Below are 12,593 nucleotides of genomic sequence, written 5' to 3' on the forward strand. Positions count from 1 at the left end.
TGGGGAGGGACGGGAGGCCCGTGGCGGGCCCGCCACGGGCCTCCCGTCCGGTGGGTGGTGGTGGTCTAGAACCCGGCCTTGCCGGTGACGACGGCGCGGCCGACGACCAGCTTCTGGATCTCGTTGGTGCCCTCTTCGAAGCGCTGCGCGCGCGCGTCGCGGTAGACGCGCTCGATCGCGTTGCGCTTCCAGTAGCCCTGGCCGCCGTGCACCTGCAGGGCCTTGTCGGTGACGCGGGCGAGCATGTCGACCGCGACCATCTTCGAGGCGCTGGACAGCGTGCCCGCGTCGGGGCGGTCCTCTTCGTAGGCGCGGGCGGCCTCGAGCACCAGGGCGCGGGCTGCGGCGATGTCGGCGTAGTTCTCGGCCAGGTAGAACTGGATCGCCTGGCGGCTGGAGAGCTGCTTGCCGAACGTCTCCCGCTTGTTCGCGTACTCGACGGCGAGCTCGTTCGCACGCTCGGCCAGGCCGACGGCGCTCATCGCGACGGACACGCGACTCGGCAGCAGGAAGCCGCCGAGCGCGACCTCGAGCCCCTGGCCCTCGGCACCGAGCAGCGCACTGGCCGGCACGGGCACGTCGGTGAAGCGCAGGATGGCGTGGTCGGTACCGCGGATGCCCATGGTGTCGGAGTCGTCGATCACCTCGGCACCCGGCAGCCCGTTGTTCGGCATGAGGAACGCGACCGTACCGTCCTGACCGCTGGTGCCCTCGAGGCGGGCCGCGATGAGCCAGTAGTCGGCCTGCACGCCGAACGTGATGAGGTGCTTCTCACCGTTCATGACGTAGGTGTCGCCCTCGCGGCGGACGGTGGTGCGGATGTCCGCGCCGGTGCCGGCCGTGGCCTCGGTCAGGGTGAACGCGACGAGCTTGTCACCCGCGACGCTCGGCTTGACGACCTGCTCGATCTGCTCCGGCGTCGCGTAGGGGGCCATCGCGCGCCAGGTGCCGTTGATGACGTGCACGAGCATCCGGATCGACGCGTGCGAACGCGAGACGATCTCCATGATCTCGAGGTAGCGCGAGAACGGGATGGCCCGTCCGCCGAGCTCGGTCGGCGCCGCGAGCGAGAGCCACCCGTTGTCCTTGAGCTCCTGGAACAGCTCCGGGGTGACCCGGCCGGTGCGCTCGATCTCGTCGGCCCACTCCTCACCACGGCCCCGGACCCACTCGGTGACCTCGGCCTTGAGCTGCTGGAAGGCCGTCTCGGTGTCCGGCTCCGTGACCATCGTCATCTCTCAGTTCTCCTTCGTCGCGACGAGCGCAGCCGCCTGCTCGCGCAGGACGTTCTTCTGGACCTTGCCGACGGCGTTGCGCGGCAGTTCGTCGATGTACTCGAGCCGCTCCGGCCAGTAGTACTTGCTCACGCCCGCCTTGTCGAGCGCCTGCTGCATCGCCGCGAAGTCGAGCCGCTCGGCACCGGCAGCCGGCACGACGAACGCGCAGGCACGCTCACCGAGTCGGGCGTCCGGCATCGCGACGATCGCCACGTCGGTGACCAGGGGGTGCTGGTAGAGCAGGTTCTCGATCTCGACGACCGGGATCTTCTCGCCGCCGCGGTTGATGACGTCCTTGATCCGGCCGGTGATCGACAGGAAGCCGTTCGCGTCGACCTTCGCCAGGTCGCCGGTCTTGTACCAGCCGTCCTCGGTGAAGACGTCGTCGGTCAGGTCCTGGCGGTCGAGGTACCCGTCGAACATCGTCGGCGAGTGCAGCTCGAAGTTGCCCTCGGTGTCGGCGGGGAGCTCGTGGCCCTCGTCGTCGACGATCCGGATCCGGATGCCCGGCAGCGCACGACCGTCGTGCCCGTACGCTGCCGCCGGGTCGTCGCTCGGGCTGGACAGGGCGCCGAGGCAGGTCTCGCTCGTGCCGAACGCGCCGAGGATGGCCGTACCGAGCACCGTCGCGGCCCGCTGGGCGAGGGCCCGCGGCACGGCGGCACCGGTCGGCACGAAGATCCGCAGCGACTCGGGCTGGGCGGCACCGGCTTCGACCAGGTCCACGAGGTCGGTCAGGAACGGGGTCGCGCACTGCACGAACGACGCCTTCGCGACGCCGAACGCCTGCTCGAGCGCCACGGTGCCGTCCCACACCGGCTGGATGACCTGCGGCGCACCGAGCCGGAACGCCAGCAGCATGCCGTACAGGAACCCGGTCTGGTGCGCGAGCGGCGACGGGATGTAGATCCGGTCCGCGCTCGTCAGACCGGACTGCGCGACGTGCATGGCCGTGGCCAGACCGAGGGTGCGGTGCGGGTGCTGCACGCCCTTCGGCTCCCCCGTCGTGCCGCTCGTGAACAGCAGCTGGCAGACGTCGTCGGGGCCCGGCGCGCGCGAGGTGATCTCGTCGACGTCCACGTGCACGGCGTCGAGGGCGTTGTCGAAGTAGCGCCAGTGCCAGTCGCTCGTGGCCACCCGGTCCAGGGCGTCGGCCGGCAGCGGCGGCTGGTTGGTCGGGGCGTCGACCTGGCCGCGCGCCTCGGACCGGAGCACGATGACGTGCTCGACCGACAGCCGGCGCTGCTGGGCCTTCGCCTCGTCGATGACGTCGAGGAGCTCGAGCGCGGGCCGGCGCTTGCGGAACACGTTCGGCAGGAACACCACGCGGGCGCGGGACCGGGCGAGCGTCATCGTCGTCTCGCGCGGACCGAACACCGGCATGATCGGCGTCGCGACGGCCCCGATCTGGATCGCCCCGAGGGTGATGGAGACGAACTCGCGCCAGTTCGGCAGCTGCATGGCGACCGACTCGCCCGTGCGGACCCCGAGCTCGAGCAGGAGCGCGGAGACCTTGTCGGCCTCGCCCTGCAGTTCCCGCCACGTGGTGTTCACGGGTGCTGCGCCGCCGACCTCGATGACCGCGAGGCCGTCGGGATCGGTCGTCGCGAGCGCGCGGACCTTCTCGCTCAGCACGAGGGGGTCGGCGTCGACACCGGCGAGCGCGAGCGGCTCCGGGGTCGTGGGCGCGAACGGCTGCTGCTCGTTGTCAGTGTGCTCCCCGTCGGTGCGCTCCCCGTCGGTGCGCTCGCCGTCGGTGCGCTCGCCGTCGGTGCGCTCGCCGAGGTCGGTGCGGGCGTCGGCGATCTCGGCGGCCTCGGCCGCGTCGGCCCGGTCGTCGCGAGCGATCTGCGCGGCGAGGGCGTCGCCGACCTCCATGTCGAGGCCGACGGAGTTCATCGCCTCGAGGAACGTCGGGTACGAGATCCGGTAGGCCCGCGGGTAGGTCAGCCCCGAGGTGCCGCGCGCCTTCGAGGCGGCGACGGCGAGCGACATGAGCACGCGGTGGTCGTTGAACGACGACATCTGCGCGCCGTGGAGCCCCTCGGCCCCGACGCCGGTGACGCGGAGCTCGTCCGCACCCTGCTCGGCCCGGCCGCCCATGCGGTTGAGCTGCAGCATCGCGGCGACGCGGTCGGACTCCTTCAACCGGATGTGGGCGACGTTCCAGAGCCGGGTGGTGCCCTCGGCGAACGTGGCCATGGTCGACAGGACCGGCAGCAGGTCGGGGATCGGCTGGCAGTCGATGTCGAGCGGTCGCAGCGGGGAGCCGTCGTGCTCGATGCGCACGAACCCGGTCTCCTCGTCGATCCGCATCGGGACGCCCATCGCCGTCGCGAGGTCGAGGAACTCGCTCTCCGGGTGGTCGGTCTCGGCGGTGGTGAAGGCCGTCATGCCGCGCAGGAGCAGGTTCGACTCGCGGATGCCGGCCGCGGCGATGCCGAACGCGGCGGAGCCGATGTCCGGCGGGATGACGTAGTCGTGCGGGGTGGCCTGCTGGTTCGCCGGGATCCGGTACTCGAGCCAGTCGTCGGAGACCTCGACCGTCAGGCCGAACTGTCGCATCATCCGGACGGTCAGTTCGACGTAGGGCTGCTCGTTGAGCCGGCCGCCGGTGATGTGGATCCGGGTCTCCTGCTCGGCGAACGGGGCCACCAGCAGCAGGCCGGAGACCCACTGCGACAGGGTGCCGGCGATCGTGACGTCACCGCCGCGGGGGCGCTTCGGCTGGACGGTGACGGGCGGGCAGTCGTTCGTCGCCTCGAGCTCGATACCCATCTGGGTCAGCGAGGTCAGCAGTGCCTTGATGGGCCGGCGCTGGAAGTACTTCATGCCGACGAGCGTCATCGGCTTGTCGGCGAGCGACGCAAGACCCGTCATGAAGTAGAGCGTGGTGCCGGAGGACCCCATGTTCAGGATGCCGTCGGCGCCGCGGGACCCGTGGTCGACGACGTCGGTGGCCTCGTACCGGCCGCCGAGCCCGGTGACGTGGTACTCGTCCCCGCGACGCTTCACGTCGACGCCGAGGGCACGGAGCGTGCCGACGGTCCACTCGACCTGGCGGGTGGCGCTGATGCCGGAGACGATGCTCGTCCCCTTCGCCAGCGACGCGAGCACCAGCGCGCGGTGCGCATGGTACTTCGAGACCGGGACGTCGAGTTCACCGACGAGTGGTGCGGACGTGCCGCGCACGACCAACTGCATGCGTACCTCTTCCTGCTCTGTACATATCAACGGTACGCCCGGTGTGGAACTACTGTGAATCGGATCCGCACGACCAGAAGCCGCCGTCGTTGTGCGTGTCCGACAACCTTCCGGGCAGGATGTACAGCATGGACATCCGCTTCACCGAGTCCCCTCCGTCGACCATCGGCGTCGAGTGGGAACTCCCGCTGGTCGATCTGTCGACCGGAGACCTCACGCCCCGTGCCCCTGCCGTGATCGCGGCCGTGCACGAACGACTCGGCGATCGCGAGCGGGTGACCGAGGAACTCCTGACGAACACCGTCGAGGTCGTCTCCAGCGTGCACTCGCGGGTCAGCGACGCCACGAGCGAGCTGTCCGGCATCATCGGCGAGGTCATCGACGCCGCCGAACCGCTCGACGCCCAGGTCATGTGCTCCGGCACGCATCCGTTCGCCGTCTGGGACCAGCAGGAGATCACCCCGGACAGTGAGCACTACACGACACTGATCGACCGGACGCGCTGGTGGGGTCGTCAGATGCTCATCTGGGGTGTGCACGTGCACGTCGGCATCGACGACCGCGACAAGGCCCTGCCGATCCTCGGCGCGATGCTCGCGTACGTCCCGCACCTGCAGGCCTTCACCGCGTCGAGCCCGTTCTGGGCCGGCATCGACACCGGGTACGCCTCGAACCGGGCCCTCATGTTCCAGCAGCTGCCGACCGGTGGCCTGCCGCCCGCGCTCGGTGCCTGGGCGAACTTCGAAGAGGTCGTGGGCGACCTCACGCACACCGGCGTCATCGACAGCGTGAAGGACCTGCGGTGGGACATCCGCCCCTCACCGAAGTGGGGCACGCTCGAGAACCGCGTGTCCGACGGCATCTCGACCCTGCACGAGGTCGGCGCCGTCACCGCGCTCGTGCAGTGCCTGGTCACCGCGATGTCCGACCGGCTCGACGCCGGCGAGACCCTGCCGACGATGCAGCCGTGGTTCATCCGCGAGAACAAGTGGCGCGCCGCCCGCTACGGCATGGAGGCCGAGATCATCACGAACGCCGCCGGCGACGAGCGGCTCGTGACCGACGAGGTGCACGACCTGGTGCAGCGGCTCGACCCGGTGGCCGAGCGGCTCGGCTGCCAGCAGGAGTTGCACCACCTCGACACGATGATCGCGAACGGGGCGTCGTACCAGCGGCAGCTGCGGGTCGCGCAGGAGCACGGCGGTGACCTGCGCGAGGTCGTCCGCCACCTGGTCACGGAGTTCCGCGAGTCGCTGTGACCCCGGGCCGTTCCGCGGAGCTGGTCGGATCGGGCGTACCGGGTCGTCACTTCCGACCCGGTACGCCCGATTCCGCTTGCCATCGCGCCCGTTCTGGGAAGGAACGTCGCGACGTGCGCGCAGACGGACGGGAGGCCCGGTGCCAGCTGGCACCGGGCCTCCCGTCCGTCAGCGGTCGCGACTAGCGCCCCAGGAACTTCTGCAGGCTCGCGAGCTCTTCCTCGGTCGGCGCCTTGCCGCCCTTGGCGGCACCGCCGAGGCCGAGGCCGGAGCCCTTCGGCGCCTGCTGCGGAGCGGCAGCGGTACCGGCGGCGATCGCTGCGCGCTTGGCCGGGTTGCCGACCTTCGACTTCTTCTTGCCGCCCTGCTGCTGCTTCTTGCCGCCGTGCATGCCCGGGATCGGCCCCATGCCCGGCATCTGCGGCACGCCACCACGGGCGACGGTCTTCATCATCTTCGCGGCCTGCTCGAACCGGTTCACGAGGGCGTTGACCTCGGTGACCGTGGAGCCGGCACCCTTGGCGATGCGGAGTCGGCGCGAGCCGTTGAGGAGCTTCGGGAGTTCGCGCTCCTTCGGCGTCATCGACTGGATGATCGCCTCGGTGCGGACGATCTCGCGCTCGTCGAAGTTGTCGAGCGCCTCGCGCATGCCCTTGGCACCCGGGAGCATGCCGAGCATGCCCTTGATCGAGCCGGCCTTGCGGAGCTGCTGCATCTGCTGCAGGAAGTCGTTCAGCGTGAACGAGTCGGACGCGATCTTCTCGGCGACCGCGCGGGCTTCGTCCTCGTCGAAGGCCGACTGGGCCTGCTCGATGAGCGACATGATGTCGCCGAGGTCGAGGATGCGGCTCGCCATGCGGTCCGGGTGGAACGGCTCGAAGTCGTCGAGGCCCTCACCCGTGGAGGCGAACATGATCGGGCGGCCCGTGACGCTGGCCACCGAGAGCGCCGCACCACCGCGGGCGTCGCCGTCGAGCTTCGACAGCACGACACCGGTGAAGTCGACGCCTTCCTGGAACGCGCGGGCCGTGACGACGGCGTCCTGACCGATCATCGCGTCGATGACGAACAGGACCTCGTCGGGGTCGACGGCCTTGCGGATGTTCGCGGCCTGCTTCATCAGCTCGGCATCGACACCGAGACGACCGGCGGTGTCCACGATGACGGTGTCGTACTGCTGGTCGACCGCGGCCTTGATGGCGTTCTTGGCGACCTTGACCGGGTCACCGACGCCGTTGCCGGGCTCCGGCGCGAAGACGTGGACGCCGGCCTGTTCGCCGACGACCTGCAGCTGCTGCACGGCGTTCGGACGCTGGAGGTCCGCCGCGACGAGCATGGGGGTGTGGCCGTCCTTCTTGAGCCACTTGCCGAGCTTGCCGGCGAGGGTGGTCTTACCGGCACCCTGCAGACCCGCGAGCATGATGACCGTCGGCGGCTTCTTCGCGAACTCGAGGCGACGCTGCTGCCCGCCCAGGATGCCGACGAGTTCCTCGTTGACGATCTGGACGACCTGCTGCGCCGGGTTCAGCGCGCGGTTGACCTCGTCGGAGAGGGCACGCTCGCGCACGGAAGCGGTGAACGCCTTGACGACCTCGAGCGCGACGTCGGCGTCGAGGAGCGCCCGCCGGATCTCGCGGACGGTGCCGTCGACGTCGGACGGAGTCAGCCGACCCTTGCTCCGCAGATTGCGGAAGGTCTCGGTCAGCCGATCGGAGAGTGAACCGAATTGCGCCATGATCCGTCGATTCTACAAGGCTCGGAGCGCGGGTCCCGGTCGGTCAGCGCAGCAGCACGCCAGGCGTGAGCTCGACCGGGGTGTCCAGCCCGACGTCGAGGACCACCGGCGCGGTCGACGGCAGGCGGTCAGCGGTCGGGAACCACCGCCGCTCCGGCGACACCAGGATGACGAGACCGTCGACGTCGCCGACCGCGGCGAAGCCCTCGCCTGGTGGGTTGGCGTAGGGCTTCAGTCCGGCGCGGCGCAGTGTCTCGACGGCACCGAGGACGTCGGGCACGGCGATGCCGACCTCGCTGACGGAGACGAGCGGCAGCGGGCCGGTGGACACACCGGCACTGGCACGGGCCGCACCTGCACCAGCGGCGAGGTCCCGCCGCTCGATCAGCTCGAGCAGCTGCTGGTCCGGACCCTCGAAGTACACCGATCGCGAGTTCCAGTTCGGCGGTCCGTCGAACTCGTCACGGCCGTCGGCGTCGACCAGGACCGTCGCGATCCCGGCGATCCACGCGGCAGCCACGTCGAAGGTGCCCGCCGGGATCGTGATCGCGAGGTGCAGCGCACCGGTCATCTCCGGCAGTTCCCGGAACAGGAGCCGCGTCGACCCCACCACGACCTCGACGACTCCGTCGGTGCGGTCGACCGGGCAACCGAGCCGCTCCCAGAACCGGGCGGTGTCGTCGAGCGAGCGGGTGGCGAGCTGTGCCTGGCGGATGTCCATGTCCGCCATCCGAAGCCCTCAACCACGGTTCAGGTCAAGGTCGAGCGCGTTGTTGTACTCCGTCCAGAAACCGTCGTAGGCTCGCTCGCATGCCGGAACTCGAGATCGTGCGGCCTGCCGGGCTGCTCGACTACGCCGAGGGACTCGCACTGCAGCGGGACCTCCACGCCGACGTCGTCGCCGGCCGCTCCCCCGGGGCCCTCGTGCTGTGCGAGCACCCGTCCGTGTACACCGCCGGCCGACGCACCGAGCCGGCCGACCTGCCGACGAACGGTGCCCCGGTGATCGACGTGGACCGCGGCGGACGCATCACCTGGCACGGCCCCGGGCAGCTCGTCGCCTACCCGATCGTCCGACTGGCCGTTCCGATCGACGTCGTGGCGTGGGTGCGCGACCTCGAGCAGGTCATCATCGACGCGGCGGCGACCGTCGGGGTGGACGCGCGGCGCATCGACGGCCGGAGCGGCGCCTGGACGACCGGGTCGGCGCCGACGACCGGGTCGGCGCCGACGACCGGCGCACCGCCCGCCAAGCTCGGCGCCATCGGCCTGCACGTCGCCGAGGGCGTGACGACCCACGGCATCGCGATCAACTGCGACAACGCGCTCGACGCCTACGCCGCGATCGTGCCGTGCGGTATCGCCGACGCCGGCGTGACGACACTGAGCGCCGCCGCCGGGCGCTCCGTCACGGTCGCCGACCTCGCCGACACCGTGGTCGACCGCATCCGCGCTGCCGAGCACGGCATGCGCACCGGCCGCCGGATCAGCATCACCACCCCCGACACCGCAGCCACCAGCACAGCGTCCAGTACCGCGCCCGCACGACAGGAGACCCTCGTATGACCCTCGCCCCCGAAGGCCGCCGGATGCTCCGCGTCGAGGCCCGCAACGCCGAGACCCCGATCGAGACGAAGCCCGGGTGGATCAAGACCCGTGCCACCCAGGGCCCGGAGTTCCGCGAGCTGTCCGCCCTGGTCAAGGACAAGCAGCTGCACACCGTCTGCCAGGAGGCCGGCTGCCCGAACATCTTCGAGTGCTGGGAGGACCGCGAGGCAACGTTCCTGATCGGCGGCTCGCAGTGCACCCGCCGGTGCGACTTCTGCCAGATCGACACCGGCAAGCCCGAGCCGCTCGACCGCGACGAGCCCCGCCGGGTCGCCGACTCGGTCGTGTCGATGGGCCTGAAGTACGCCACGGTGACCGGAGTCGCCCGCGACGACCTGCCCGACGGCGGCTCCTGGCTCTACGCCGAGACCATCCGCCAGATCCACGAGCACTCCCCCGGCACCGGCGTCGAGATCCTGGTGCCGGACTTCAACGGCCGCCCGGACCAGCTCGGCCAGGTGTTCGACGCCCGCCCCGAGGTCTTCGCCCACAACGTCGAGACCGTGCCGCGGATCTTCAAGCGGATCCGACCGGCGTTCACGTTCGAGCGCTCCCTCGACGTCATCACGCAGGGCCGCGACGCCGGGCTCGTCACGAAGTCGAACCTGATCCTCGGCATGGGCGAGGAGCGCATCGAGATCGAGGACGCCCTGCAGCGCTTGTTCGACGCCGGCACGGACATCATCACGTTGACGCAGTACCTCCGCCCGTCGCCGCGGCACCTGCCGGTGGCGCGCTGGGTCAAGCCGGAGGAGTTCGTCGCGCTGCGTGAGGTCGCCGAGGAGATGGGCTTCGCCGGGGTGCTCGCCGGCCCGCTCGTCCGGTCGTCGTACCGCGCCGGACGCCTGTGGGCGCGCGCCACGGTCGCGCGTGGCGGCTCGGTTCCCGAGCACCTGTCGCACCTGCTCGACGCGGCGCCGGGTCGCCAGGCGGTCTGAGTCTCGCGCGGTGCTGCGCGAGTTTCGCGCTCAGCGACAGTTCTCGCGCTCCGGAGCGCGAGAAGTGTCGCCCAGGCCGAGACTCGGCGCGCGCGGCCCGAGACTCGGGCACGGACAGACGGGAGGCACGGTGCCAGCTGGCACCGTGCCTCCCGTTCGTCCATCCGCCCGTTCAGGGCGATGCGAGCGCTATGCGCGACCGCGGATGCTCCTGAGGAGCCAGCCGATGACGGCCAGGATGATGAGGACGATCCCGACCCACAGCAGGAACTTCAGCGCACCGACGAAGATGCCGCTGAAGAGCAGGACGAGGCCGACGATGATCGCGATGATCAGGAGAGCTGGCATTGAGGGGCTCCTTCCGGTGTACCTGGACGATCCCTGTACTGCGGAGACAGTACCCGGAATCAGCCGACGAGGTTCTGCACGAACACGTGCGGGGTGAAACCGGTCAGGTCGTTGATGCCCTCACCCTGCCCGATCAGCTTGATCGGGATGCCCGTCTTCTCCTGCACGCTGAGCACGAACCCGGCCTTCGCCGAGCCGTCGAGCTTGGTGATGACGAGGCCGGTGACCCCGGCGCCCTCGATGAACGCCTGCGCCTGGGCCAGGCCGTTCTGCCCGGTGGTGGCGTCGAGGACGAGCAGCACCTCGCTGATCTCGGTCTGCTTCTCGACGACGCGCTTGATCTTCGTCAGCTCGTCCATCAGGCCCGCCTTCGTGTGCAGGCGGCCGGCGGTGTCGATGACGACGATCTCGGTGTTGTCGCGGATCGCCTTCTCGACGGTCTGGTACGCCACCGAGGCCGGGTCCTGACCGGGCTGCGAGGGGCGGACGACGTCGACGCCGGCGCGCTCGGCCCAGGTCGCGACCTGCTCGACCGCGGCAGCACGGAAGGTGTCGGCCGCTCCGACGAGGACCGTGCGGTCGTAGGTCTTCAGGAACTTGGCGAACTTGCCGATCGTCGTGGTCTTGCCGACCCCGTTCACCCCGACGACGAGCACGACGGCGGGCCGCGCGCTGAGCTTGAGCGTGGTGTCGAGCTTCGACAGCCGTTCCTCGAGCACCTCGCGCAGCATGCGCTGCAGGTCGGCCGGGTCGGTCGTGCCGTACCGGTCGACGCGCGCGTGCAGGTCCTCGATGATCGCCTCGGAGATGTCCGGACCGAAGTCGGCGCCGATCAGCGCGGTCTCGAGGTCCTCCCACGTGGTCTCGTCGATCGTCTTGCGCTGGAAGAGGCCGCGCAGCCGTGAGGACAGTGACCAGGAACTCGCCATGCTCCCAGCTTAGAGCGCGGCGCATGTCCGCTGTGCCCGGTATGCTCGGTCTCACGAAGGGGAGTATTCCCTCTCGGTGACCCCGTCAGTACGGCCCGGAACGATCCGGACCCGGGGCGCCGGTCGTGCAGCACCGGTTCCGGTGCGACACGGCGGAAGAGACCTTCAGGCCTCGGCGTACCCACGTGCCGTCACACGACACGCACTCGTACGTCGCCTACCTGAAGGAAACCGTGGACGTCCCACTCTTCGTCTGGCTCCTCACCATCGCAGGCATCCTCGCCCTGCTGGTGTTCGACTTCTACTCGCACGTGCGTACCCCGCACGTGCCGCACATCCGCGAATCCGCGTTCTGGTCCGTGTTCTACATCGGACTCGCGATCCTGTTCGGCTTCGGCATCCTGGTCTTCGGCGGCGGACAGGCCGGCGGTGAGTACTTCGCCGGGTGGCTCACCGAGAAGGCGTTGTCGGTCGACAACCTGTTCGTCTTCCTCATCATCATGACGAGCTTCGCCGTGCCGAAGGAGTTCCAGCAGAAGGTCCTGCTGGTCGGCGTCGCGATCGCCCTCGTCGCCCGAGGCATCTTCATCGCCCTCGGCGTCACGATCATCGAGAACTTCTCGTGGGTGTTCTACCTGTTCGGTGCGCTGCTGTTCTGGCTCGCGTGGTCGCAGGCGCGCAGCGGCAACGACCACGGTGGCGACGAGGGCGACTCCCGCCTGATCCGCATCCTGAAGCGCATCATCCCGACGTCGGACCACTACGACGGCGACCGCCTGACCACCAAGGTCGACGGCAAGCGCCTGTTCACCCCGATGCTGCTCGTCATGGTCGCGATCGGTCTGACCGACGTGCTGTTCGCGCTCGACTCGATCCCCGCGATCTTCGGGCTGACCCAGGACGCCTTCATCGTGTTCACCGCGAACGCGTTCTCGCTGCTTGGCCTGCGGCAGCTGTACTTCCTGATCGCCGGACTGCTCGAGCGTCTGATCTACCTGGGTCAGGGCCTCGCGGTCATCCTCGGCTTCATCGGTGTGAAGCTCGTCTTCCACGCCATGCACGTCAACGAGCTGCCGTTCATCAACGGTGGCGAGCACATCGAGTGGGCGCCCGAGATCCCGATCTGGTTCTCGCTGGGCTTCATCCTGCTGACCATCGCGGTCGCGACGACCGCCTCGCTGGTCGTCTCGAAGAAGCGCCAGGAGCGCGGGCTCACCCCGACGGGCGAGCCGAAGGAGTCGGTCGCGGCCGACGCGGAGTAAGCGTCACGCCCTGGACGGGCGGCAACACGGACG

Annotated in this window: 10 protein-coding genes; 4 read left to right on the top strand and 6 right to left on the bottom strand. The window is 69.8% G+C overall.

Going from position 1 to position 12,593, the window contains the following annotated elements; all coding sequences use genetic code 11:
• Window positions 1-65 precede the first annotated feature (65 nt).
• Window positions 66-1,235, bottom strand: a complete 1,170-nt coding sequence (locus DEJ14_RS11445) for an acyl-CoA dehydrogenase family protein (protein WP_111086064.1) — start codon at window positions 1,233-1,235, stop codon at window positions 66-68.
• Window positions 1,236-1,238: 3 nt separating this feature from the next.
• A complete protein-coding gene (gene aroA, locus DEJ14_RS11450) occupies window positions 1,239-4,481 on the bottom strand; it encodes a 3-phosphoshikimate 1-carboxyvinyltransferase (protein WP_111086063.1) in 3,243 nt (1,080 codons plus the stop codon).
• A 119-nt stretch (window positions 4,482-4,600) separates the two neighbouring features.
• On the opposite strand from aroA, the gene DEJ14_RS11455 reads away from it, so the two are divergent.
• Window positions 4,601-5,740, top strand: coding sequence for a glutamate--cysteine ligase (locus tag DEJ14_RS11455; protein ID WP_181437584.1), 1,140 nt, complete (start codon window positions 4,601-4,603; stop codon window positions 5,738-5,740).
• A 181-nt stretch (window positions 5,741-5,921) separates the two neighbouring features.
• Here the strand turns inward: DEJ14_RS11455 and ffh are convergent, their stop codons facing one another.
• Both ffh and DEJ14_RS11465 read right to left on the bottom strand, forming a co-directional pair.
• Complete coding sequence (gene ffh, locus DEJ14_RS11460; RefSeq protein WP_111086061.1) at window positions 5,922-7,475, bottom strand: signal recognition particle protein; 1,554 nt, start codon at window positions 7,473-7,475, stop codon at window positions 5,922-5,924.
• 43 nt (window positions 7,476-7,518) lie between these two features.
• Window positions 7,519-8,196 carry a VOC family protein gene (locus tag DEJ14_RS11465; protein WP_146249788.1) on the bottom strand — a complete coding sequence of 226 codons (678 nt, stop codon included), beginning with the start codon at window positions 8,194-8,196 and terminating at the stop codon, window positions 7,519-7,521.
• An 89-nt stretch (window positions 8,197-8,285) separates the two neighbouring features.
• Here DEJ14_RS11465 and lipB point away from each other — a divergent pair, with 89 nt between their 5' ends.
• Together lipB and lipA are read left to right on the top strand one after the other, a co-directional pair.
• On the top strand, window positions 8,286-9,041 hold the full coding sequence (lipB, locus tag DEJ14_RS11470; RefSeq protein WP_111086059.1) for a lipoyl(octanoyl) transferase LipB: 756 nt from the start codon (window positions 8,286-8,288) through the stop codon (window positions 9,039-9,041).
• The gene (gene lipA, locus DEJ14_RS11475) at window positions 9,038-10,021 is read left to right on the top strand and encodes a lipoyl synthase (protein WP_111086058.1); all 984 of its coding nucleotides are present in this window, start codon (window positions 9,038-9,040) and stop codon (window positions 10,019-10,021) included. Before lipB ends, lipA begins: the two co-directional genes overlap by 4 nt.
• 189 nt (window positions 10,022-10,210) lie before the next feature.
• Here the strand turns inward: lipA and DEJ14_RS11480 are convergent, their stop codons facing one another.
• Both DEJ14_RS11480 and ftsY read right to left on the bottom strand, forming a co-directional pair.
• Window positions 10,211-10,369: a DUF4175 domain-containing protein gene (locus DEJ14_RS11480; protein WP_139199230.1), complete on the bottom strand. Its 159-nt coding sequence runs from the start codon at window positions 10,367-10,369 to the stop codon at window positions 10,211-10,213.
• A gap of 59 nt (window positions 10,370-10,428) precedes the next feature.
• Complete coding sequence (gene ftsY / locus DEJ14_RS11485; RefSeq protein WP_111086057.1) at window positions 10,429-11,298, bottom strand: signal recognition particle-docking protein FtsY; 870 nt, start codon at window positions 11,296-11,298, stop codon at window positions 10,429-10,431.
• A gap of 233 nt (window positions 11,299-11,531) precedes the next feature.
• Between ftsY and DEJ14_RS11490 the strand changes: the two genes are divergently transcribed.
• Window positions 11,532-12,560: a TerC family protein gene (locus DEJ14_RS11490; RefSeq protein WP_111086101.1), complete on the top strand. Its 1,029-nt coding sequence runs from the start codon at window positions 11,532-11,534 to the stop codon at window positions 12,558-12,560.
• The last annotated feature ends 33 nt before the right edge of the window (window positions 12,561-12,593 follow it).

The organism is Curtobacterium sp. MCJR17_020 (genome assembly GCF_003234365.2).
GTDB lineage: Bacteria > Actinomycetota > Actinomycetes > Actinomycetales > Microbacteriaceae > Curtobacterium.

Coding starts and splice junctions, on each gene's coding strand:
- DEJ14_RS11445 (WP_111086064.1), bottom strand. CDS start 1,235: ATGACGATGGTCACGGAGCCGGACACCGAGACGGCCTTCCAGCAGCTC.
- aroA (WP_111086063.1), bottom strand. CDS start 4,481: ATGCAGTTGGTCGTGCGCGGCACGTCCGCACCACTCGTCGGTGAACTC.
- DEJ14_RS11455 (WP_181437584.1), top strand. CDS start 4,601: ATGTACAGCATGGACATCCGCTTCACCGAGTCCCCTCCGTCGACCATC.
- ffh (WP_111086061.1), bottom strand. CDS start 7,475: ATGGCGCAATTCGGTTCACTCTCCGATCGGCTGACCGAGACCTTCCGC.
- DEJ14_RS11465 (WP_146249788.1), bottom strand. CDS start 8,196: ATGGACATCCGCCAGGCACAGCTCGCCACCCGCTCGCTCGACGACACC.
- lipB (WP_111086059.1), top strand. CDS start 8,286: ATGCCGGAACTCGAGATCGTGCGGCCTGCCGGGCTGCTCGACTACGCC.
- lipA (WP_111086058.1), top strand. CDS start 9,038: ATGACCCTCGCCCCCGAAGGCCGCCGGATGCTCCGCGTCGAGGCCCGC.
- DEJ14_RS11480 (WP_139199230.1), bottom strand. CDS start 10,369: ATGCCAGCTCTCCTGATCATCGCGATCATCGTCGGCCTCGTCCTGCTC.
- ftsY (WP_111086057.1), bottom strand. CDS start 11,298: ATGGCGAGTTCCTGGTCACTGTCCTCACGGCTGCGCGGCCTCTTCCAG.